Below are 22,968 nucleotides of genomic sequence, written 5' to 3'. Positions count from 1 at the left end.
ATTTTTTGGCAGGTTAATAAACGTGATCTTCCGCACACTTCATCCCCCATCGACCGTAGCGAATGACTACTCTTAAAGGAAAGCCCGATAATTAGAGACGAATTTCGGAGGTCGGATCCTTATGCTCAATCAGAAAATTCAAAACCTTAATCCAGATGAACGGATGATCGAAGTCGATCTCTGCTATGAGCTGGATCCGTATGAATTAAAACTGGATGAGATGATGGAGGCAGAGCCAGAACCCGAGATGATTGAGGGGCTACCCGCCTCTGATGCGCTGACCCCTGCCGATCGTTATCTCGAACTGTTCGAGCATGTCCAGTCGGCGAAAATTTTCCCTGACAGCAAAACCTTCCCTGACTGCGCCCCCAAAATGGACCCGCTGGATATCTTAATCCGCTATCGTAAAGTGCGCCGTCATCGCGATTTCGACTTACGCCAGTTTGTTGAAAAGCACTTCTGGCAGCCGGAAGTCTACTCCAGCGAGTATGTATCGGACCCGCAAAATTCCCTGAAAGAGCATATCGACCAACTATGGCCGGTGCTAACCCGCGAACCCCAGGATCATATTCCCTGGTCCTCCCTGCTGGCGCTACCGCAATCGTACATTGTCCCGGGGGGCCGTTTTAGCGAAACCTACTATTGGGATTCCTATTTCACCATGCTGGGGCTGGCAGAGAGCGGGCGTGAGGATTTACTGAAATGCATGGCCGACAACTTCGCCTGGATGATAGAAAACTATGGCCACATCCCCAACGGCAACCGCACCTATTATTTGAGCCGCTCGCAGCCACCGGTTTTTGCGTTGATGGTGGAGCTATTTGAAGAAGATGGTGTGCGCGGTGCGCGCCGTTACCTTGATCATCTAAAAATGGAATATGCCTTCTGGATGGACGGCGCAGAATCACTGATTCCGAATCAGGCCTATCGCCATGTGGTGCGGATGCCGGACGGCGCCCTGCTCAACCGTTATTGGGATGACCGCGACACGCCGCGCGATGAATCCTGGCTGGAAGATGTGGAAACCGCGAAACACTCCGGTCGCCCGCCTAACGAGGTGTATCGCGATTTACGCGCAGGTGCCGCCTCTGGCTGGGATTACTCATCACGCTGGCTACGTGACGCGGGCCGTCTGGCAAGCATTCGCACTACCCAATTCATCCCCATCGACCTTAATGCTTTCCTGTTTAAACTGGAGAGCGCCATTGCCAACATCTCGGCGCTGAAAGGTGAGAAAGAGACAGAAACGCTGTTCCGCCAGAAAGCCAGCGCCCGCCGCGATGCAGTTAACCGTTATCTCTGGGATGATGAAAACGGCATCTACCGCGATTACGACTGGCGGCGCGAGCAGTTAGCCCTCTTTTCCGCTGCCGCTATTGTGCCGTTATACGTGGGCATGGCGAATCACGAACAGGCAGACCGCCTGGCAAACGCCGTACGTAGCCGTTTACTGACGCCGGGAGGGATTCTGGCGAGCGAGTATGAAACCGGAGAACAGTGGGATAAACCCAACGGCTGGGCGCCATTGCAGTGGATGGCGATTCAGGGATTTAAAATGTACGGCGATGACTATCTGGGTGATGAAATCGCGCGTAGCTGGCTGAAGACAGTGAACCAGTTTTACCTGGAACACCACAAACTGATCGAGAAATACCATATTGCCGATGGCATTCCCCGTGAGGGCGGCGGGGGCGAATATCCTTTGCAGGATGGATTTGGCTGGACCAACGGTGTGGTACGTCGCCTGATAGGTTTGTACGGCGAACCGTAATAGTTTTACAGCCAGCCACGAACAACCTGCTGGCTATAAAATTACCCTCTTCAGGAGGCGATATTTAACATCATCGCCGCCTGAGTGCGGTTTTTCACTTCCAGGCGGCGGTAAAGCGACTCCAGATGCGCTTTAACCGTTCCGGTACTGATATTTAGCGCCCTGCCGATCTCTTTATTTGATTCACCTGCTGCCAGCATAGTTAAAATTTCCCGCTGGCGGGCACTTAGCGATTTGAGATCTTTTGTGTCTTTTTCCGGTGTAGTTCGCCAGTCTCCGGGCAGAAACATCATTCCCATTGCCGCGCTATTTACCGCCAATGCAAACGTCTCGACGGCTGAATCACGCGGTACAATTGCCATCACGTTAAAATGGATAACTTCCTGTAACCATCGTTTGCTGCAATCCGTCGCCGTTATCAACACTTTAACATCAGGAAATTGCACTACGGTTTTTTGCAGTAACCAGTAACAAAACTCACCATCCTGATCGCCATCAAGCATGACTAAGGCTTCAGGGGAGCTTTCCAGTTTTTGCCACAGTTCATCTGCCTGATCGACGCCCTGAATACTCACTCCTGGAATACGCTGCTGTAAGCTGATTTTCATTCCGTGAATAAATATTGACTGCCTGTCAAACATGATTATATGCATTACTGAATCTCCACCTGGATACGTTAAAACTCTTAAGTAGGGGAAGGGTATTACCCGAGAGGCAAAATAAGAATTCGCCATTTGGCGGTAGCCATTCTACAGATATGCAATGTGGAAAATAGTTACCGATATAAATAGTTACAGCTGACAGCCTGAAATTACATGTCGAGGGCATTATTTAAAACATTTTTGAGGAAATCCTTATATCTTCGTCTGACAGGCATTCAAATAAACTGTGATTTTCGCGAGAGCTGGCTAAATACCTGACCGCAAAACGATTAAATTGCGCACGAAAAGCCAATACTGCATTTACTATTTTGCAGGAAATTGCTGAAAAGACAGTCTTTCAAGCGTTATTTTTCCTTTCCGGTGAAGCTTATCAGCCATTTCCTTCTAAAAAATACCGGGATTAATCATTACTACATTGTGAAACCTTGCATTAGATGCTAGAAAAAACAATAAATAATGCGCTATGCGCGTTACTGTTTCGCTGTGAACAACAATCGGTCAAAGAAATGGATAAAATTCACGCAATGCAGTTGTTCATTAAGGTCGCAGAGCTGGAAAGTTTTTCCCGTGCAGCGGATTTCTTTGCTTTGCCAAAGGGAAGTGTTTCGCGCCAGATACAGGCACTGGAACATCAGCTTGGCACCCAGTTGCTGCATCGCACTACGCGGCGGGTCAAACTTACCCCCGACGGCATGACCTATTACCAACGAGCGAAAGATGTGTTGAGTAATCTCAACGAACTGGACGGCCTGTTTCAGCAGGATACCACCAGCATCAGCGGCAAATTACGCGTCGATATCCCGCTCGGAATTGCGAAAAACCTGTTGCTGCCGCGCCTGCCAGAATTTCTTCATCAGTACCCAGGGATTGAACTGGAATTAAGTAGCAGTGACCGGGCGATTGATATTCTTCGTGATGGCTATGATTGCGTGATGCGCACGGGCTCGTTGCCCGACGAGGGTATTATTACCCGCCCCCTCGGCAAACTGACGATGGTCAACTGTGCCAGCCCGCACTATCTGACGCGTTTTGGTTATCCGCAAAGTGTGGACGATCTGACTTCGCACGCGGTGGTGCATTACACGCCGCATTTGGGCGCGCATCCATTAGGTTTTGAGGTTGCCACCAGTAATGGCGTCCAGTGGTTTAAGTCCGGCGGCATGTTGACGGTAAACAGTAGCGAAACCTATTTCGCCGCCGGCCTGGCGGGTCTGGGTATCATTCAAATCCCCCGCGTCGCCGTGCGCGAAGCCCTACGCGCCGGGCGGCTTATTGAAGTGTTGCCCAACTACCGCGCCGAGCCGCTATCCATATCTCTGGTTTATCCCCAGCGTCGGGAGCTTTCCCGCCGTGTAAATTTGTTTATGCAGTGGCTGGCTGGCGTAATCAAAGAGCACCTGGACTGACCGACTATACTTTTTAAGACAGACAACGAAAGAAGGACTAAAGAGCGGATGACGCAGGAAAACGAGATCAAACGTCCCACCCAGGATCTGCAGCACGAGCCGATTAAACATCTGGATAATAGCGATAAAGGCAGCAAAGTCAGTCAGGCGTTGGAAACCGTCACCACCACTGCCGGGAAAGTCCAACGTCAACCCATCATCGCGCACCTGATACGCGCGACAGAACGCTTCAATGATCGGCTGGGTAACCAGTTTGGCGCGGCAATCACTTATTTCTCGTTTTTATCGATGATCCCGATTTTGATGGTGTCGTTTGCCGCAGGGGGCTTTGTGCTGGCGTCCCATCCGATGCTGCTGCAGGATATCTTCGACAAAATTCTGCAAAACATCAGCGATCCGACGCTGGCGGCCACATTGAAAAATACCATCAACACCGCCGTTCAGCAGCGTACGACCGTAGGGCTTGTCGGCCTGGCGGTTGCGCTTTATTCCGGGATTAACTGGATGGGAAATTTGCGTGAAGCAATTCGCGCTCAATCGCGTGATGTTTGGGAACGTTCACCGCAAGATCAGGAGAAGTTTTGGGTTAAGTATCTGCGTGATTTTATTTCGCTGATTGGTTTATTGATTGCGCTGATTGTCACGCTTTCAATAACCTCGGTTGCCGGTTCGGCGCAGCAAATGATTATTAGCGCCCTGCACCTTAACAGTATTGAGTGGCTGAAACCGACGTGGCGGTTGATTGGCATGGCGATTTCTATCTTCGCCAACTATCTGCTTTTCTTCTGGATCTTCTGGCGTCTTCCGCGTCATCGCCCGCGTAAAAAGGCGCTGATTCGTGGGACATTCATCGCGGCGATTGGTTTTGAAGTCATTAAAATCGTGATGACGTATACCCTGCCGTCGTTGATGAAATCCCCCTCTGGCGCGGCATTTGGTTCCGTGCTGGGGCTGATGGCATTTTTCTACTTCTTCGCCCGTCTGACGTTGTTTTGCGCGGCGTGGATTGCCACCGCCGAATACAAAGACGACCCGCGAATGCCGGGGAAAACGCAGCATTAAAATAGGTCGGATGCGGCGTAAACGCCTTATTCGGCCTACGAATTTATTCGACCTGGCTCCCCGTAGGCCGGATAAGATGCACCAGCATCGCATCCGGCTATAATGCGCACATAACTACCTGAAACTCTTCCCCTGGACCTCTTCAGCCATCTCTTCGGGAGCCAACAATTTCACACCAACTCATAAACCCAGCATATAAATCCAGTTGGTAACTTTTATTTAACCTGAAACCAGTTTTATCCACCATTTATGAAATTGTGTGAAGCATTTCATAGAAGAAAAATCACTCGTCTAAACATTATCCGCTTTTTGCCTGGTTTTTAACCTTTTCCGCGATTTGTTACACATTGAAATATCACTTTTGCTGTGCGTAATATGGCTATTCGTTCGCCAAAAAATAAGAAAAGATTATGCAAGCAACAGCTACAACACTCGACAACGAGCAAGAATACAAGCCGATAAACTCACGTAATAAAGTCCTTGTCGCCTCCCTCATTGGCACGGCCATTGAGTTCTTCGACTTCTACATTTACGCCACTGCGGCCGTTATTGTATTCCCGCATATCTTCTTCCCGCAGGGCGATCCGGCGGCAGCGACGCTACAGTCGCTCGCCACCTTCGCCATCGCTTTCGTCGCACGCCCAATCGGTTCTGCCGTATTTGGTCATTTCGGCGATCGCGTTGGGCGTAAAGCGACGCTGGTCGCCTCGTTGCTAACGATGGGGATTTCAACAGTGGTGATTGGTCTGCTGCCGGGCTACGCCACGATTGGTATTTTCGCCCCGCTGCTGCTGGCACTGGCTCGATTTGGTCAGGGTCTGGGATTAGGCGGTGAATGGGGTGGCGCAGCGCTGCTGGCAACCGAGAACGCACCACCGCGTAAACGTGCGCTGTACGGCTCCTTCCCACAGCTGGGCGCACCGATTGGCTTCTTCTTTGCTAACGGCACTTTTCTGCTGCTTTCCTGGCTGCTGACTGATGAGCAGTTTATGAGCTGGGGCTGGCGCGTGCCGTTTATCTTCTCGGCGGTGCTGGTCATTATCGGCCTGTATGTTCGCGTGTCGCTGCATGAGTCACCGGTGTTTGAGAAAGTCGCTAAAGCGAAAAAGCAGGTGAAGATCCCGCTGGGTACTCTGCTGACCAAACATGTTCGCGTAACCGTACTGGGTACGTTCATTATGCTGGCAACCTATACGCTGTTTTACATCATGACGGTCTACTCAATGACCTTCAGTACCGCCGCCGCGCCAATTGGGCTTGGCCTGCCGCGTAATGAAGTGCTGTGGATGCTGATGATGGCAGTTATTGGTTTTGGCGTGATGGTACCAGTAGCCGGATTGCTGGCCGATGCCTTTGGGCGGCGTAAAAGCATGGTGATCATCACGACGCTTATCATCCTGTTCGCGCTGTTCGCCTTTAATCCACTGCTCGGTTCTGGCAATCCGATTCTGGTTTTTGCTTTCCTGCTGCTGGGGTTAAGCCTGATGGGGCTGACCTTCGGGCCGATGGGCGCGCTGTTACCAGAGCTGTTCCCGACAGAAGTGCGTTACACCGGAGCATCATTCTCTTACAACGTATCGTCGATTCTCGGGGCTTCCGTTGCGCCGTATATCGCGGCCTGGTTGCAAACTAACTACGGGTTAGGTGCGGTGGGGTTATATCTGGCGGCAATGGCTGGCTTGACGTTAATCGCCCTGCTGCTGACGCATGAGACGCGACATCAGTCGTTGTAATAAGAGTGAAAAGCCTGATGAGCTACGCTTATCGGGCATGAACAAAGCGCACTTTGCCAACAATCTAAATCTGTTTAATTGCCGGATGTCAGACATCCGGCAATTATCATCACTTCTTCATCTGCGACAAAATCGTCCGACACTGATTAGCCTCCCCTTCGGAAGGTGAGATCAGCGCCAGCAAGGCCGCAGCTGGCGTCACCAGCGTTGCCAGTGCCGCCGCAACGGCACCTCGGGCAATCAACGGCCCGGCTTTCACCCCAGCCTGCGGATTTTTAAACGTCCCACGCACATACAGTGGCGAACGCAGCGTGATAATCCGAATCCCTTTACTCTCCGGATCAATAGTCAAATCCAGCTGTTCCGAAGCAAAACTTGCCGTGCCGGTAACATTAATCAACGCGTTCTCAGTATCAAAAGCAAAAATCTGCGGACGCGCCACGCCGTTGGCAATATTCAGATTTGCTGCCGCGCAGTTCACCCGCACCTCATCATCACCGAAAATCGCACCGACAATGTAGTTACCGACATTCAGCCCGACAATCTCCATCAGGTTGCGGCTCACCAGCCCGTCATTCATCAACAGTTTCAGGTTACCGTTACTGTTCCCCAAAAGCGCCGCCACTGAGTTACCGCTACCGCGTAGTTCCGCATCACCGTTCATTTCCCCCAGCGTCTTCTGCATCAATTCCACATCCGGCATCAGTTCTTTCAGTTTCAGTCGACGAGCCTGAATATCTGCCCGCCCTTGCATCGGCTTTTTATCGCCTTCCAGATGAATATTCGCCGCAATGCTGCCGCCCGCCATGCCAAATTTCAGCGGTTGCAGGCGTAGGTCAGCGTTTTTGAGGATGATATGGGTAGAAAGATCGCTAATCGGCAGGCTGCTGCCATGCTCAATACGACGGCCTTTGAATCGAACATCGGCATCCATGACGTCCCATTTATCGGTTTCGAAGCGGTCATACGGCAGCACTTTGCCGGCAGGCTGAACGCTTTTTTCGCCCTTCTTCTGTTCAGACCGTTTCGACTTTTCCGCTCCTTTACCGGAATCAACGCCAATTAACGGCCCTAAATCTGCCAGCCGCAGTTGGCGCGACTCGACGTCACCTTCCAGTTTTGGCCGTGGCTTACCGGTGGTGTAGACCAGAGAACCGTGAATATCGCTATCGCCAATACGCCCGTTAAAGCCTCGATAATCAAAGACCGACGATTTTTCCGTGTCGATTTTCGCTACCAACCGACCATCGGTTTCAAACGGTGGGGTATCAGGCAGCAGAACGCCCGTCAGTTCATAGAGATCGCCCAGCGAATCGCCGGAAAATTTAAGCCGTAAATCGACGCCGCCCATTTTCATTGGGTCATTCACTACGCCATCAAAAGCAACACGGGTGTTACCAGAGCGAAAATCAGCCTGTACCGGAAACGGCGTCCCTTCGCCACGCAGCGCCAGCATACCGCCGATTTTTCCCGTGCCAGTTAGCGGTTCGCCGTTATAACGTCCCTGCGCCTTCAGGCCAAAAACGTAATCGCCCACCTTTTCTTTCTCGTTCTTACCTTTCGATCCGCTGACTTCACTGAACGGCAACGGCTTGCCTAATGGATCGACAAAAATTTCCAGATCCGCTTTGCTTAGTTTGTCATCAATGGCGATCCGCCCTTGATCGAACAGAATATTATCCAGCCGAAACGACCACGCCGACGGCTTTGCATTCGCGTCTTTGTTGTCATCGCTGGCAAGATTAAACGTCCAGTTGTTGTTCTTTTCTGAGAGGCGAATCAGGCGTGCGTCGGGCTTTTCCAGTTTGATCCACGGTAGCCAGACCGTTTTGGTCAGCAGCGCCAGCGGGGCCAGCGTTGCTTCTACCCGTGGCAGATGCACCATTGTGACTTCGGGAATGTCTGGCGGGTTGCCGAGAATGATGTCTTCCGCGTGTACATGGGGCCACGGCACCCAGCTGCGCCAGCCGGTTTCCTGTTTTTGCCGCTCCCATACCACGCCTAAATCACCACGAATAGCGAACGGGCGATTCAACTCCGCAGAGACTTTCTGGTTGATGGTCGGTTTGAGTCGATTCCAGTCAAAAGTCGCAATCAAAATGATCGCCACGACGAGCAACAACAAGAAAGCCCCTGAAATCGAAGCGGTTATTTTGCCTGCCTTGCTCATAGTTCGCTTCCTCATATTCTTCCTGGGCCAGTCCTAAAGATAGTCCAGCCAGGCGGAAAATGAGGCGGCTACACCACCAGAGCCACCGTATCCAGCGTTTCTATCGGTGCCGGACGCGAAAGAAACCAGCCTTGTGCGGCGAATGCGGGGGAATTCTGCACATCGCACCACTCCTCCTGCGTTTCCACGCCCTCGACAATCACCCCGCGACAATAGCGATTCATTAGATGTAAAAGCTGCGAAAAGAGCGTGCGGCCTTCCGGCGACTGGCGCAGCATCACAAACAGTTCGCGAGCGATTTTAATGTAGTCATAACGGACTTCACTGAGCGCGGAGAAATTTGCCATCCCAGTGCCAAAATCATCAAGCCATAGCGGACCAAATTCGCACATCGAGGCAAAGGTTGAATCTTTTGGCAGGCGGATATGTTCTACCAGTTCAAAACGCAGCCAGGGAAGGCGGTCAATCTGACGCAAAATTTCCGGCTGCTGACGTAGGGCGAGAAGTGTCGGACCATCGATATTAACCGATGCCAGCAGGCCATGCTCAACAAAGAACACGGCTTTTTGCGCCAGCAAATCAATCTGTTCTTTCACCACATCCATACGATGTCTGATGGTGATTTCAGCAAAATAACGATCCGGTGGCAGTCGTTGCGAAGGATCCTCGGGATGAGTAACGACCGTTAATAGCTCTACGGCCATCAACCGACCGGATGTCTGGTAAATCGGTTGCCAGGTGTAAGCACGTTCACACTGCAACCAAAAGCGTCGTTCCTGCAAGCTTTCGATACTTGCTTCAGGATGGCTTATTCGCTGAATAACCTGCCTTATCATCGAAGATGTCCTGTGTTTAAAAGTGATGCTGCCCGGACTCGACAAATGTTATCGGCGCGCAACGCCAGAACTTTACCGCCCGAAGCGGCTAAATTTGCCCGTCCTGCGGCGAAATCTTCCAGGAATACGTTCTGGCTCAAAAAAATAATGGAACAGTGTTTTAATATAGTTGACCAACAAACCACCACAGCGCAAACTAACGCTAATTTTTTTACAGATCAGGTTCACGACTATGTCCAAAAAGATTGCCGTGATTGGCGAATGCATGATTGAGCTTTCCGAGAAATGCGCAGACGTTAAGCGCGGTTTCGGCGGCGATACCCTGAACACCTCCGTCTACATCGCCCGTCAGGTCGATCCTGCGGCATTAACCGTTCATTACGTGACGGCGCTGGGAACGGACAGTTTTAGTCAGCAGATGTTGGACGCCTGGCACGGCGAGAACGTTGATACTTCCCTGACCCAACGGATGGAAAACCGCCTGCCGGGCCTTTACTACATTGAAACCGATGACACTGGCGAACGTACGTTCTACTACTGGCGTAACGAAGCCGCCGCCAAATTCTGGCTGGAGAGCGAGCAATCAGCGGCGATTTGTGCAGAGCTGGCGAATTTCGATTATCTCTACCTTAGCGGGATTAGCCTGGCGATTTTAAGCCCAACCAGCCGCGAGAAGCTGCTTGCTCTGCTGCGCGAATGCCGCGCCAATGGCGGAAAAGTGATTTTCGACAATAACTACCGTCCGCGCCTGTGGGCCAGCAAAGAAGAGACGCAGCAGGTGTATCAGCAAATGCTGGAATGCACGGATATCGCCTTCCTGACGCTGGACGACGAAGACGCGCTGTGGGGTCAACAACCGGTGGAAGACGTCATTGCGCGCACCCATAAAGCGGGCGTGAAAGAAGTAGTGGTAAAACGTGGAGCGGATTCTTGCCTGGTGTCCATTGCAGGTGAAGCGTTAGTTGATGTTCCGGCGGTGAAACTGCCGAAAGAGAAAGTGATCGACACCACCGCCGCTGGCGACTCTTTCAGTGCCGGTTATCTGGCGGTACGTCTGACAGGCGGCAGCGCGGAAGACGCCGCAAAACGCGGACATTTAACTGCAAGTACCGTTATTCAGTATCGCGGCGCGATTATCCCGCGTGAAGCGATGCCGGAATAATGGTTTTTGACGGAGAACGGGTAGATATTCGTTCTCCGTTAATCGCCTTGCAGGGGTGAACCGAACTATGCTGATAATTTGAAGTAAACTGTTGACGCATATCATTCAAACCACGAGTAAAATTAAGCGGGTTCTCACCTTTAATTTCGACCGTGACGAAGACATTCCCATTGTTGTTAAAGAAGTCAAAATAATAGTCATGTTGATGACGACGATTGGTTTTAAATTGACGAAATGATAAATAGCAGCGGTCATCGTAGGTAATTAAATAATCATTTTCTCCATATTCGTTTATCATCTTGTTTTTCAGGCTACCATCGAAGAGCACTGTATACTTATCTCTGTCAGCAAATAATCCGGCATCCGTTTCTCGGTTGATCGTGTTGACGCTGATGCCGAATTCTATTTTTACCTTGTCTTTATCGATATTATTTCTTGTGCTGACATAAATATTATTGGCATCCCAAAGTAAGAGAAAGTTTTTGTTGCAGGAATAAAGACCTGTTAAGCAAAGAATGACTGTTAGCAAGAATAGTATACGTTTTTTGTTGCGCATTTATACTCCTTTAAATCCGTTGATGTCGCAAAAAAAAAACACCTACATTTTTAGATGAACCAGACTAATAACTCATCAATTAAAGTTGTTAAAAAAAGAAAAATTTACTAACGTTTCATCATAACCTAACGAAAGAATGTCTTTTTCCATTGGTTTAATAATATTTCCCCATTGTATTTTGAATTCAGATACTGGGATTTCAATTGTGGAAGTTTTAATAATCGAGTTGATACCATAAAGATATCTTACGTCAAACCAATAAGCGGTTATATTGATGGTCTCTGAGCTTTTATGCTCAAATTCCCAACGGGTAGTGAACGTACTGGATAAAAAACACATAAAAAACTGTTTAGTACCCAGTTCTAACTGCTCAAATATATTGACGATATCATTATAGATATCGCTAATATCTCCTTTTCTATCTAAACATAAAACGACTTTATCAAACACCATAAGGATATCGTTTGTATAATCAGTATAGGTTGAGTATATGGCTTCTGATACCGAGAGATCTTCGTCATCTTTTACTCCCAAAGGAGTTTCTTTGATTGCTATCAATTTAAACATAATGTTTTTATTTTCTTAGCGCAAGTTATTGTATGGTTTCCATGAAATTATCAAAAATCTTTCTTAGCGAATCATAAATATGGAATTTATTTCGCTGATTTAATTTATAATCCCCCGTTTCAACGTACATAACTTCTGACATACAACTTAAATCATCCCAAACTGTAAACCTGGCAATATAGATATCATTCTCAAAATCAATAACTATGCTGGTTGATAATGTATTGGTATTGCATTTAATATTATGCCCAGTGTTTTTCTGCACCCATAATATAAACTGTGTAAGAATCAACGACTGCCCCCCAAAAATGGGAAAACTCACTTATTCTGCAAAGTTACTTATTAAGAAGCCCACGCCTCATTTTTTGGCAAATAGCCCTTTCGCCAACAGGTCAGAATCTTAAAACTCGCTCGCAAATAAAATTTATTAGCCGAATCGTTTTTACCATTCTGGCTAACGTCATCTCACCCGTTCTCTTATCTATCACGAACTCGCCGTAATCAGATCTACAATAGTCAGAAGATGTAGGTCAAAATTCATATTTTACTACTTTATCAGTTTCTTCAATTTTCAATATTTCTATATGATAGGCCATTATTTAACACCATCTATTCCCTGGCAACGTATACAGCTAAAACCAGTAGCTAAAATCTCAACATAACTATCATAACCTACTATAATATAATGTTTTAACTTCAACCGTTTTTTAGGGTCATATAATTTCTCTTTTTCTTCAAGCGGTACAGAATTCATTACTTGATATATACCTGAGTCCAGATTTGCACTATCAACCTTCTTAATAACAATATTGTTATAGTTGGCTTCATAAAAATTGACGGTAGCACACTTAACTTCAGCAACAGTAGTGAAGGCCAGTTCAATTTGAACATAATCTTTCTCTGCTGATAGTAACTCCAGAGCATCTACTTTAATGTTGACGCCATCAGACTCTGTATATGTTAAAGATAAATAAGTTGTGGAAATCCTGAATCCAATCGATTGTGATTTTAACACAAGCATAAACTCACTCCTTCCAGGAGGCACCAGTATAATTTATTCAGCTAATAAATAATTAAACCCACTCTACGGTAAGTTTATTTTAATAATGAATGGTTATCTGCACGCTACCGCCGTGCCTGGAAAAATATCTACGGGTATATCACGGCAACTTATTCATTACCGTTAATCCCGGCAGCGCAGAAGAAACGCTGCCGGGTTATTTATTACTGTGCGGGTGGAATATCCGTCACTTCAGGATGGACGTCATCCGTGGCAACAGATGTGGCGGCAGCCGCAGTCGATGGGGCCATGATTTGATCCCAGGCCGCCTGCAACGCTTTCATGTTAAATTCCGGCTCGCCTTTCGGCTGCAACAGAATTAACGCCATGTCGTTCGACAGTTGCTGACGCAAATCCTGATTTAACATCTCCACCGTCAGGCTGTTAAGGAAATCCTGGCGCAGTTTCTGATATTGCTCCGGTGCGATATCGACAACCTGATTTTGCAACGAACGCATCCGCTGGCCCATCAGAATATCGGTATCAGCTCGCGCATAGGCGGCAAACAATTTCTGCAACTCCAGTTTCTTTTGCGCCACCAGAGCGTTGAACTCTTCTTCCGGCAGACCTTTATCACGAACCTTCGCCAGCTCACGCGCCACCAGATTAAGGTTGCTGTTCAGCTTGTCGTTTGGTGACTCGATGTTGATGGCACACTGCGCACGCAGATACAGCACACGACAGTCAAATCCAAGACCAATGTCTTTACTGTTACTGGCGCTTAATGCTTGCTGAACGTGCCAGAACAGCGCCTCACGGGCCAGGTCCGCACGCCAGTAGCGCAGCAGTGCGGCTGATTCACGAATCGGTTGCCACGGCGTATCCCACATGATGGATAACCGGTCCTGGCGTACCGCATCGGTCATAATACTCACCGCTTCCGCACGCAGAGGAGAAAGCGTCGGCACCGGAGCCGGTGTTTCACGTTTGCCTTTCAGTTCGCCAAACGTTTTGTTGATTTGGTCTACAACCGAGCGCGCATCAACGTTTCCCACCACCAGCAGCGTCATTGCATCCGGGGTGTACCATTTCTGGTAGAAGTCTTTAATCTTTTCTGCTTCAACGGGTTGTTTCAGCGGATCGGCAGGATCGTGACCTAACAAGGTTGATCCTTTCAGACGATAGCGCCACCAGCCTTCTTTGGTGTCGGCAGGCCAGGTTGCCACCATGTCCTGACTTTGCAGCGCGTGGTTGATGGTTTCTGGTGTGATGGTCAGTTTGCCACTGGCATTTGCCAGATAAGAGAGCGCCTCTTTCAGCAAGTCGTTGCGGTTATTTGGCAGACTAAGATTAAACAGCGTGGTGTCGTAAGAGACGATCACCGGCGGCATCGGGCGCTTAGGGTCGATCCCCTGTTGCCACAGTGAACGTGCCTGTGCCGCTTCAAGGCCACCGCTTTGCGTCAGCGCAATGCGGGGAATGGCATGACTATAACCGCTCTGTTGGGTACTTTCGGCGAGCGAACCGGTATTAACCAGCAGGCGAATTTCAACACGATCGCTGGGACGCTGGGGCGTGGTCAGCACTTGCCACTGTAAACCGTTGGAGAGCGTCCCCTGTTGCCATGCTGGATCAGGCTGGAGCGCATCTGCCTGCACATAGCCAGCAGTGGCCATCATCAGCAAACCGCCCGCTAAAAGTCGAATTTTTGTGCCCTGCATGTGAACCCCTGATCAACTATCCTGGTAATAAAAAACTGCCCGTTGTCGGCCAGTCTAAATGACATTGAAAACACTTCGTGTTAGACCGCAAGAATATAAAAATGTCACGGAAGAAGTGAAATAAACCTGAACTCACCCAGGTGGTAAGTTCAGGCACAGGGGGCAATTATGCGCAAACACCCGCACTCGGGGAAGGGAGTGCGGGCATAAGTGGTGAGATTAAGAGGATAATTCGTGCGTTTTGCCTTCCGGCGCACGATTATTCAGCACATCGTCCAGTTTTTTGTGGTCCAGTTCTTTAACCCACTTAGCGACCACGATGGTTGCTACACCGTTACCGACCAGGTTAGTCAGCGCACGAGCTTCCGACATGAAGCGGTCAATACCGAGGATCAGCGCCAGACCCGCCACCGGCAAATGGCCTACGGCTGAAAGCGTCGCCGCCAGCACGATAAAGCCACTGCCCGTTACCCCTGCCGCCCCTTTAGAAGAAAGCAGCAATACGATTAACAGCGTGATTTGGTGGACGATATCCATCTGACTGTTAGTGGCCTGGGCAATAAATACCGCCGCCATCGTCAGGTATATCGATGTGCCATCAAGGTTAAACGAGTAGCCTGTCGGGATGACCAACCCCACCACCGATTTCCGGCAGCCGAGTTTTTCCATCTTGTCGAGCATACGTGGCAGCGCCGATTCGGAAGACGATGTTCCCAACACAATCAGCAGTTCTTCACGAATGTAGCGGATAAATTTGAAGATACTGAAACCGGTCGCTTTAGCGATTGAACCCAGTACCAGCACCACAAACAGGATACAGGTGATGTAGAAGCAGATAATCAGCTGCCCCAGCTGCACCAGTGTTCCGACGCCGTATTTACCGATGGTAAATGCCATCGCCCCGAACGCCCCAATCGGTGCCAGGCGCATGATCATATTGATGATGCCGAAGATGACCTGCGAGAAACTTTCGATAACGTTAAAAATCAGCTGGCCTTTGCTGCCCAGACGATGCAGCGCAAAACCAAACAGTACGGCAAACAGCAGCACCTGCAGGATGTTACCGCTGGCAAACGCGCCAATGACGCTCGCCGGGATGACATCCATAATGAAGGCGACAATGCCCTGGTCTTTCGCCTGCGCAGCGTAAACGGCTACCGCTTTCGCATCCAGACTCGCCGGATCGACGTTCATTCCAGCACCTGGCTGTACAACGTTAACGATAATAAGACCAATAATCAGCGCGATGGTACTGACTATCTCAAAGTAAAGCAGTGCGACTGCGCCGGTACGACCGACCGCCTTCATGCTTTCCATGCCCGCAATGCCAGTGACGACGGTACAAAAGATGACGGGAGCGATGATCATCTTAATGAGCTTAACGAACCCGTCGCCAAGCGGTTTCATTTGCTCGCCTATTTCAGGGTAGAAATGGCCAAGGAGAATACCAATGGCTATCGCTGTCAGGACCTGAAAGTAAAGGCTTTTAAACAGAGAGGTTTTCATAGGGTGTCCTTTAGTAAAACCACAGGTCTTGTAAGGTTATGGGGTACCTGCGGCCTTAAAATAACACCCAGACAACATCACAGAAATGTACCTGGATCATAATTGAAACAAAAAGGTTAAAAAGTTTGAGCTGGCTCGCACAAACCAGCACTTTTTAAAGTTTTGTAATCAGTTTGAGGTAGCTACTTTTCTTCCAGGTAACTCTCTTCGAAGATTTCAATGGGAAGTGGACGTGCAAAAAGGAAGCCCTGGGCAATTCCAACGCCCGCCTTTGCCAACCAGTCACGTTGTGCTTCTGTCTCTACGCCTTCAGCAATGATTTGCAGATTCAGGCTTTTCGCCAACATGATAATCGCGGCAATCATGCTGCTATCTTCCGGCAAACCATCAATGAACATTTTGTCGATTTTCAAAACGTCCACCGGGAGAGATTTCATATGCTGCAACTGACGCAACCCTGAATAGCCCATACCGAAATCATCCAGCGCCACCTGTACTCCGGCGTTGCGCAGCGGACGAAGGATTGCCACCGCCGCGTGAGGGTCATCAATGCGTCGGCTTTCTGTCACTTCCAGAATCAGCGTTCCTGGCTGAACACGATAGCGCGTTAGCAGTTCCAGCATATCCGCCACCATATTCGGGTGCATCAGTTGCAGGGCTGAGATGTTCACCGATAATGGCAGCATAATGCCGCGCTCCTGCCAGGCGGCAAGCAGTCGGCATGACTCTTCCAGCACCCAGTGACCGACGGTAACCATCAGTCCACAAGACTCAATACGATCAATTAACCCATCAGGTAGGTCCCAACTCCCATCCGGTTGCTGGATACGCAATAACACTTCCGCGCTGACTAATTTGCCGCTGGTCATCTCAACTTGTGGTTGTAGCCAAATCGCAAACTGATGATTTTCAAGCGCATTAAGGATATCGCTCTCTTCCGTCAGCCGCTGTTGAGCGGCTTCCATCTGCTGCGGATCATAGAACTGAATCTGATTCTTCCCTTTATGACGAGCAGTAAACGCCGCAGAAATAGCACGACCATAAAGTTGTTCGGCGGTGATATCGCCATAGAACATCGCCACGCCGATGTTACAGTGTGGGCGCAGTTGAATGCGATCAATCGGCAAAGGCTCGCGCATGATAGTGAGTACTTGCTGACCTAACGTAATAGCGTGCCACGGCTCCTGCACACCGTTGGCGATAACAGCGAAGTCATAGCCACTGACCTGCGCGAGAACCATGCGCGGCGACAGCACCGACTTGAGTTTTTCCACCAGCGTAAGTAGCAGGATTTCCCGCTGCGCCTCTTTCAGCACACCGGCGGTGTCGCGCAGGGTTTCGCAGGTGATAATCATCAGCGCAGTCGTCTGTTTACGCGTCACCACCTGTTCCAGCATCTCCATCAGCAGGGCTTTGTTTGGCAAGTCCGACACCGGGAAGCGCATCGCGTTTTCGATCTGCTCTTCATAATGGCGCTGCAACAGTTGCTGGTTAAGGTTATAACTGCGCACCAGCATACCTATTTCATCGTCCTGATGCAGACGCGGCAGCGCCAGCTGATGGCCGATAATCTCTTGCGGTGGAATGGCGTTCAGCTCACGAGCAATATTGCGTAAAGGATGTAATATCAGTCTGTTAATACACCAGCTAATCGCCACTGTCAGGATGAGCGATAAAAGTAAGTAAATGGTCACTAACGTTGAGAGCGTACTCATCACGAACTTATACATGCGGAAGGAATCCGCCTGTAACACCAGATAGGCAATCGGTTGTGGGTTTGCCGGGCGCTCCAGCGAGTAGACGCCCAGCGAGATTTGCACCGGTAGTTCGAGCAGTCGGGTAACCATTACCGGCACCGGGCGTTCGGGAATAAAACTTTTACGCAGCGCCTGGAACTGGTTAGGCAGCACCACATCTGCGCGGCTGACCACGCCCGCAGGTTTGATGCTGGAGAGAATGGCCTCCGCCTGGGGAATATCCCCTTTGAGGATGGCTGAGGACAAGGGTTCGCGGACAGAACGAGCAATGCTTTCCAGTTGCGTAGCCGTGTTATAGCGATTCTGCTGTACCAGATGGAACAGCAAAACGGTGCAAAAAACAAAGACAAACACCAGAACAACGGCCGCCACCATTGCCATCTGCTTGATTGTTAACGAACGACTAACGCGCAAATTATCTCTCCCCCGGAAATCCCAGACTGCCGCCCGAGTATACCCGATCGCAGCGGCATTAAGAGAGGCGCTATCTGAAAACTTACCAGTCGGCGTAAGGTATCAGCGGCTGTGGCGGTAAATCCATATCGCCCTGCCATCCGGCGGCAGAATACCGCACGTAGAGCAGGAAATGGCTTGGCGCATAATCTTTCGCCTGTTGGATATCAATCGCCGTGCCGACAAACCAGTTGGATGTGACGCGTCGTTCAAGTAACGCTCGCGCCGTATAGCCAAAGCCCTGGCTGCTACCGCCACCATTGGTCTGGTCAGCGGCGTCGTCTTTCCAGTCATTCGGAATCAGGTTCATCAGCGGATAACGCGGCATGGTTTTAGTGCGCGAGTGCGACCATGAGCCAGACGCGCCCAGCTCCCATGACCAGTTTTCCGTGCGCTCACGCCACATCACCGGTACGGCAAACGACAGATACTCCTGCGGGCTGTAGTAGCCGCCCTGCCCAAGTGAGTACCCACTCAGGTCTTTGTCGTAATGCCAGATCATGTTGTTCAGGCCGATAGTGACGCGACGATTATTCTGGTTGATGACTTTATAGTAATAGCCCGTCATCCAGCGCACGCGCCAGTTATCTTCGACATTTTTGCCGGTTAACTGGTCACCGCTAAGTGATGCCCAGACGCCGTTTGCCTCGCCTTTATCATAGCTCAGACTTAACCCCACACCATCGGCACGTACGCCGCCCCATTTTTTCCCGGTATTGCTCGGAGAGTCTTTCTGTCCGCCGAAGGCAAGTAATGAACTGGAAATAGGTCGGCGATGGGCGTTAACGGTGTAACCAAGCGGCCCGATATCATCGCTGTAACTGACGCCGCCGACCACGTCCACGACGTTGAAGCCCATCGGCGTGGTGCCGATATCCCAACTCCAGACGTCATTTCGCCAGCCGACCGCCACGCTTGCGCCAGAATCCGACTGACTGCGATTGCCGCTACAGTCTTGTAACGTACAGGTCCCCCAGTTGTTGTCCCATGTGCCGTCGTCGTTGGTGGAGAAACTGCCGACATTCATATTGACGAAATCGCTGCGGAAGAACATTCGTCCGTCCGCATATGGCGCATCTACCTGCAACATGGTGGTGTGCGCTTTCAGATCGGAGTATCCGCCAGTGCCGCTCGATCCCCAGTAGTCGTGCTCCAGGGTGACGTTAAGATCCTGCTGACGATAGAGGTCCGCCGCATCGCTACGTACGCCGCGTTTCAGCCAGTCATCTTTCTCGTCGTTGCGGGTCAGTCGGGTAAAGGTGTCGTTATCCTGCGGACGCGTCGTGGTCACACCGGATGCGACCATCGCGTCTTTGTAGGTTTCCAGCGCCTGCTTTGGATCGCCCGCCTGTGCTTCAAACTTCGCACCATCGCGCAGTACCATCGCGCTTTCCATCGACGGCGGCTGAGATTTTGCCTGCGGGATCAGCTTGTTAAATGTCTGCTGTGCCGCTGCGGTATCGCCAAGCTGCGCCTGCGCCAGCGCCACGCGCCGCTGAGTGTTCAGAGAGGCGTTATCGGTGGCGGGCAGTTTCGCCAGCTGGCTACGTGCCGCCGCGTTGTCACCGGCAGCGATATCCACTTCCGTCAGACCCAGGATGGCGTCGGCGTTAGTTGGCTCGCGCGTCAAAACGTTCTGATAAGCCGCGCGGGCGGCGGTGTAATCGCGCCGTTGCTGCGCCCAGTCGGCCAGGGTGAGATCAATGCGTGTGGAAGGTGGTTGCTGACGCAGCATCGCTTCCGCTTCGGCTTCTTTGCCGCTTTCACGCAGGCGATTGGCTGTTTCCAGCACCTGATCGCTTTGCAGCCGGTTCACCAGTTCATGAATATTGCTGTTCCACTGCGCGCGCGGCAGGCTGTTGATATGCGCCAGTGCCGCCCGGTCCTGATCATGACCGGAGAGATACAGCCCGTAGGCGTAAACCTGCTCCGGGTCGTTCGGCTTCTGCTGCGCCAGATTGCGCATCAGAGTGTCAGCCTGGCTGCGTTGTCCGGCCTGCCAGAGATCCTGCGAAAGTCGGTAAGTAATCCACACACTGCCGGGGTCCAGCGCCAGTCGCTGGCGCTGAAGTGCTGCTGCCTGCGCCCATTTGCCCTGTTTTTCCAGCGCTTCGGCCTGCTGTGACAAACGGTCGTTTTGCAGACTACGTTCAATATCGTCAACGCTGCGCCGCTGGCTGGCAGAGAGCGAGGCAATAAATGCTTCAGCCTTTTCCGGCGATTGCTGGCGATAAAGATTCGCCAGACCGCGCACGGCGTTGGTGTTGCCGCTGTCCATCCGCAGCGTCTGCTGATAATAACGTTCAGCTGCGGGGTAATCTTTGCGCGCCATCGCCACATCACCCAGCCCCAGCACCGCATAGCTGTCAGTATTATCTACATTGCGCGCCTGCTGGAATAAACGTTCCGCTTGATCAGGATTGTTCGCTTTAAGCGCGGCATCGCCCTGTTGGATCGCCAGCCAGTAGCGGTTTACTTTCAGCAGGCTGTTCCATTTGTCGTTGTTGCTGCTGTGCGGGTCCAGCGCGAGGGCTTTCTCCAGATTCGCCACCGCATTGGCGCGATCGCCTTTCTGAGAATACGCCTGACCCAGCGCCCCCAGCGCTTCACTGTCTTTCGGGTTAGCACGCACCGCCAGTTGCAACTCGGGGATGGCTTTACCCGCCATGCCTGAATCCACCGCCGCTAAACCTTGCGCACGAGCGCGGAAAGCAGGATCGGCCAGTTGTTTTTGTTGTTCTGCCAGTTGCGATTGTGCAGCAGCCACGTTGTCGCCATCGCTAAATATTGAGAGATATTTTTTCAGCGCCTGCACGCTGGCATCGCTGACAGGCATGTCTTTAATCTGCCCGTACCAGATTTTAGAAGCACCATCACGACCGGCGTTCGATTTCGCCATCTGCTCCAGCACCGCAAAACCTTCGTCACGGCGATCGCTGCTAAACAGCAATAGCGCCAGATTGTTTTGCAGGCCCGTGTTGCCCGGCGTATCCGCATTGATGCGTTTTAGCTGATTAATCGCTTCGCCACGGCGAGCCGGAATTTTCGCCACAGTACTCCAGTACTCGACGGCAATGTCACCTTCCGGCGGCGCCCCGTTGAACAGTTTGTTGTAACCCGCCACGGCTTCTTCCGCATGCCCGGTGGTGGCCTGCAATCGTGCTTGTTGCAATGCCTGACGACCATCCGGCGAGGAAAGCAACATCGTCGTCCGCGACGATTTGTAAGCGTTTGAACTCGGCGCTAATTGCGACAATCGGTCGAGTTGTTTTTGCGCCCCATCGACATCACCCTGCCGTAACAGAGAGCGAAAACGGGCAGCAACGACGTCCGGGTTATTCGGATCAATAAGTTCCAGACGATACAGCGACTGCTGCACCAGGTCTTCGCGGTGAGTCGCTTCGCCAACTCGTACCTGCTCCAGTAACTGTTGCTGGGCGGTTGGCGCCGCCTCGACCATCGGCATCACAGCCAGACCGAGGGAAAGTGTGAGGATGTTTAGTGTGAATTTGCGCATTCCTGGCCCCAATCAGGCAATAACTCACCTTTTGTCGAGAAGCGGAAACGGTGTTGATCCCAGCCTTGTCCGAACAGGGTCAGCACATAATTGTAATAGGCATCGCTGCCAGGAAAGTTATCTGCCACACGCTGGCGCTGTACAGCCTGCGCGTCACGGTCCTGAAGAAACGGCAACATAGCCGCAGAAAAACCTACCGGCCCTTGCCCCTGCGCTTTACCCGTAGCGACATCAACTTTCTCCGGCGGATAGCCGTTCTTCTCAGTAAATGTCGCCATCGGTTTAAAACGCGCTAACAGCCGTGCTTTTTGCGGATCAGTCTCTGGCATCATGCCGACCCACATGTAAACGCGAATCGCGTCATAGCTGCTGATCAGCGTTTTTTCAGCTTTCAGCTGCCAGCCTTTGTCTTTCTCATAGCGCACCCAGTCTGGCGAAAAGCCTTTCGGTGCAGTTTCCAGCAGCAAACGTTGATTGGTTTCGCGCAGCGTAGTCCACGGCGCGCCAAAGCGGGTGAAATACTGTGCCAGCGTCGGTGGTAGATAACTCGGGTTCAAACGCCAGGTGTTATTCTCGGCAAAGCCGACTTTTCCCGGTAACAGCATCGAACCCAGCCCCGGCACCGTCACCACTTCCTCTTGCGCAATGCGTTTTAACAATGCGCTGCCGATGTCGGTATAACGTTGCTCTTTCCACAATCGCCCCGCCTCAAGCAACGACCAGGCCATCCAGATATCACCATCAGAGGCCGAATTGCTGTCCAGCACTTCCCACTTACTGTTCTCTTTTTTGCCCCACAGCCAGGCAGGCAAATGTTCGTTTAAGGCCCCCTGAGCAAGATTGTTCTGGGTCCAGTCAAGTAGGTTGTCAAATGTCGCACGATCATTAGCCGCCAGGGCAAAGAACATGCCGTAGCTTTGCCCTTCAGAGGTGGTAATTTTGCGTGCATCACTGGGGTCAATGACGCGCCCTTCCTGACTGATGTAATCCTTTTTGAACTGCTCCCAGGCAGGCCAGTTGCAAGCTGCCTGAACACTGAAGGCAGCCAACAGCAGCATCGTCACGATCCCACTACGCAAAACTTTCATC

The 22,968-nt window shown here is 51.0% G+C and carries 16 protein-coding genes; 5 read left to right on the top strand and 11 right to left on the bottom strand.

Features of this window, described 5'->3' with window-relative positions:
* Positions 1-121: 121 nt before the first annotated feature.
* Positions 122-1,771, top strand: coding sequence for an alpha,alpha-trehalase (locus FFT88_RS01915; protein ID WP_130210136.1), 1,650 nt, complete (start codon positions 122-124; stop codon positions 1,769-1,771).
* Between the two features lie 50 nt (positions 1,772-1,821).
* Here FFT88_RS01915 and FFT88_RS01910 read toward each other — a convergent pair whose 3' ends face one another.
* Positions 1,822-2,424 carry a response regulator transcription factor gene (locus FFT88_RS01910; protein WP_064527789.1) on the bottom strand — a complete coding sequence of 201 codons (603 nt, stop codon included), beginning with the start codon at positions 2,422-2,424 and terminating at the stop codon, positions 1,822-1,824.
* Between the two features lie 515 nt (positions 2,425-2,939).
* On the opposite strand from FFT88_RS01910, the gene FFT88_RS01905 reads away from it, so the two are divergent.
* The 3 genes from FFT88_RS01905 (at position 2,940) to FFT88_RS01895 (ending at position 6,634) form a co-directional block, all read left to right on the top strand.
* Positions 2,940-3,839, top strand: a complete 900-nt coding sequence (locus FFT88_RS01905) for a LysR family transcriptional regulator (protein ID WP_205713407.1) — start codon at positions 2,940-2,942, stop codon at positions 3,837-3,839.
* A 48-nt stretch (positions 3,840-3,887) separates the two neighbouring features.
* Positions 3,888-4,901: an inner membrane protein YhjD gene (gene yhjD / locus FFT88_RS01900; RefSeq protein ID WP_135405384.1), complete on the top strand. Its 1,014-nt coding sequence runs from the start codon at positions 3,888-3,890 to the stop codon at positions 4,899-4,901.
* Between the two features lie 410 nt (positions 4,902-5,311).
* Positions 5,312-6,634, top strand: a complete 1,323-nt coding sequence (locus FFT88_RS01895; protein WP_130216306.1) for an MFS transporter — start codon at positions 5,312-5,314, stop codon at positions 6,632-6,634.
* Positions 6,635-6,743: 109 nt separating this feature from the next.
* Here the strand turns inward: FFT88_RS01895 and FFT88_RS01890 are convergent, their stop codons facing one another.
* Both FFT88_RS01890 and pdeH read right to left on the bottom strand, forming a co-directional pair.
* The gene (locus tag FFT88_RS01890; RefSeq protein ID WP_135405382.1) at positions 6,744-8,804 is read right to left on the bottom strand and encodes an AsmA family protein; all 2,061 of its coding nucleotides are present in this window, start codon (positions 8,802-8,804) and stop codon (positions 6,744-6,746) included.
* A gap of 68 nt (positions 8,805-8,872) precedes the next feature.
* Positions 8,873-9,640, bottom strand: a complete 768-nt coding sequence (gene pdeH / locus FFT88_RS01885) for a cyclic-guanylate-specific phosphodiesterase (protein ID WP_130222959.1) — start codon at positions 9,638-9,640, stop codon at positions 8,873-8,875.
* 232 nt (positions 9,641-9,872) lie between these two features.
* Here pdeH and kdgK point away from each other — a divergent pair, with 232 nt between their 5' ends.
* Positions 9,873-10,802: a 2-dehydro-3-deoxygluconokinase gene (kdgK, locus tag FFT88_RS01880; protein ID WP_135405380.1), complete on the top strand. Its 930-nt coding sequence runs from the start codon at positions 9,873-9,875 to the stop codon at positions 10,800-10,802.
* Here the strand turns inward: kdgK and FFT88_RS01875 are convergent.
* The 8 genes from FFT88_RS01875 to bcsZ all read right to left on the bottom strand — a co-directional run bounded on the left by FFT88_RS01875 (position 10,774) and on the right by bcsZ (position 22,967).
* Entirely contained in the window at positions 10,774-11,358 is a 585-nt protein-coding gene (locus FFT88_RS01875; protein ID WP_135405377.1) for a hypothetical protein, read from the bottom strand. The genes kdgK and FFT88_RS01875 overlap by 29 nt on opposite strands.
* Before the next feature lie 75 nt (positions 11,359-11,433).
* Entirely contained in the window at positions 11,434-11,925 is a 492-nt protein-coding gene (locus tag FFT88_RS01870; protein WP_130222965.1) for a hypothetical protein, read from the bottom strand.
* A 595-nt stretch (positions 11,926-12,520) separates the two neighbouring features.
* Positions 12,521-12,946, bottom strand: coding sequence for a hypothetical protein (locus tag FFT88_RS01855; RefSeq protein WP_130222967.1), 426 nt, complete (start codon positions 12,944-12,946; stop codon positions 12,521-12,523).
* Between the two features lie 203 nt (positions 12,947-13,149).
* Positions 13,150-14,646 (bottom strand): pitrilysin family protein, encoded by a 1,497-nt coding sequence (locus FFT88_RS01850; RefSeq protein ID WP_130222969.1) that lies wholly within the window; start codon positions 14,644-14,646, stop codon positions 13,150-13,152.
* A 219-nt stretch (positions 14,647-14,865) separates the two neighbouring features.
* Positions 14,866-16,152, bottom strand: coding sequence for a C4-dicarboxylate transporter DctC (dctA, locus tag FFT88_RS01845; protein WP_130216296.1), 1,287 nt, complete (start codon positions 16,150-16,152; stop codon positions 14,866-14,868).
* Positions 16,153-16,334: 182 nt separating this feature from the next.
* Positions 16,335-18,323, bottom strand: a complete 1,989-nt coding sequence (gene hmsP, locus FFT88_RS01840) for a biofilm formation regulator HmsP (RefSeq protein WP_135405375.1) — start codon at positions 18,321-18,323, stop codon at positions 16,335-16,337.
* 82 nt (positions 18,324-18,405) lie between these two features.
* Positions 18,406-21,879: a cellulose synthase complex outer membrane protein BcsC gene (gene bcsC / locus FFT88_RS01835; protein WP_135405372.1), complete on the bottom strand. Its 3,474-nt coding sequence runs from the start codon at positions 21,877-21,879 to the stop codon at positions 18,406-18,408.
* Complete coding sequence (gene bcsZ / locus FFT88_RS01830) at positions 21,861-22,967, bottom strand: cellulose synthase complex periplasmic endoglucanase BcsZ (RefSeq protein ID WP_130223080.1); 1,107 nt, start codon at positions 22,965-22,967, stop codon at positions 21,861-21,863. Before bcsZ ends, bcsC begins: the two co-directional genes overlap by 19 nt.
* Position 22,968: the final 1 nt, after the last annotated feature.

Source organism: Escherichia sp. E4930, assembly GCF_005845405.1.
Taxonomy (GTDB): Bacteria; Pseudomonadota; Gammaproteobacteria; order Enterobacterales; family Enterobacteriaceae; genus Escherichia.
The sequence above is the reverse complement of the archived record's forward strand: the minus strand, read 5'-3'. Positions and strand labels throughout refer to the sequence as shown.

Bases quoted from the DNA above. Each gene is read 5' to 3' on its own strand.
- yhjD (WP_135405384.1), top strand. From the start codon at position 3,888: ATGACGCAGGAAAACGAGATCAAACGTCCCACCCAGGATCTGCAGCAC.
- dctA (WP_130216296.1), bottom strand. From the start codon at position 16,152: ATGAAAACCTCTCTGTTTAAAAGCCTTTACTTTCAGGTCCTGACAGCG.
- FFT88_RS01855 (WP_130222967.1), bottom strand. From the start codon at position 12,946: ATGCTTGTGTTAAAATCACAATCGATTGGATTCAGGATTTCCACAACT.
- bcsZ (WP_130223080.1), bottom strand. From the start codon at position 22,967: ATGAAAGTTTTGCGTAGTGGGATCGTGACGATGCTGCTGTTGGCTGCC.
- FFT88_RS01895 (WP_130216306.1), top strand. From the start codon at position 5,312: ATGCAAGCAACAGCTACAACACTCGACAACGAGCAAGAATACAAGCCG.
- FFT88_RS01890 (WP_135405382.1), bottom strand. From the start codon at position 8,804: ATGAGCAAGGCAGGCAAAATAACCGCTTCGATTTCAGGGGCTTTCTTG.
- FFT88_RS01850 (WP_130222969.1), bottom strand. From the start codon at position 14,646: ATGCAGGGCACAAAAATTCGACTTTTAGCGGGCGGTTTGCTGATGATG.
- FFT88_RS01915 (WP_130210136.1), top strand. From the start codon at position 122: ATGCTCAATCAGAAAATTCAAAACCTTAATCCAGATGAACGGATGATC.
- FFT88_RS01910 (WP_064527789.1), bottom strand. From the start codon at position 2,424: ATGCATATAATCATGTTTGACAGGCAGTCAATATTTATTCACGGAATG.
- bcsC (WP_135405372.1), bottom strand. From the start codon at position 21,879: ATGCGCAAATTCACACTAAACATCCTCACACTTTCCCTCGGTCTGGCT.
- FFT88_RS01870 (WP_130222965.1), bottom strand. From the start codon at position 11,925: ATGTTTAAATTGATAGCAATCAAAGAAACTCCTTTGGGAGTAAAAGAT.
- pdeH (WP_130222959.1), bottom strand. From the start codon at position 9,640: ATGATAAGGCAGGTTATTCAGCGAATAAGCCATCCTGAAGCAAGTATC.
- kdgK (WP_135405380.1), top strand. From the start codon at position 9,873: ATGTCCAAAAAGATTGCCGTGATTGGCGAATGCATGATTGAGCTTTCC.
- FFT88_RS01905 (WP_205713407.1), top strand. From the start codon at position 2,940: ATGGATAAAATTCACGCAATGCAGTTGTTCATTAAGGTCGCAGAGCTG.
- FFT88_RS01875 (WP_135405377.1), bottom strand. From the start codon at position 11,358: ATGCGCAACAAAAAACGTATACTATTCTTGCTAACAGTCATTCTTTGC.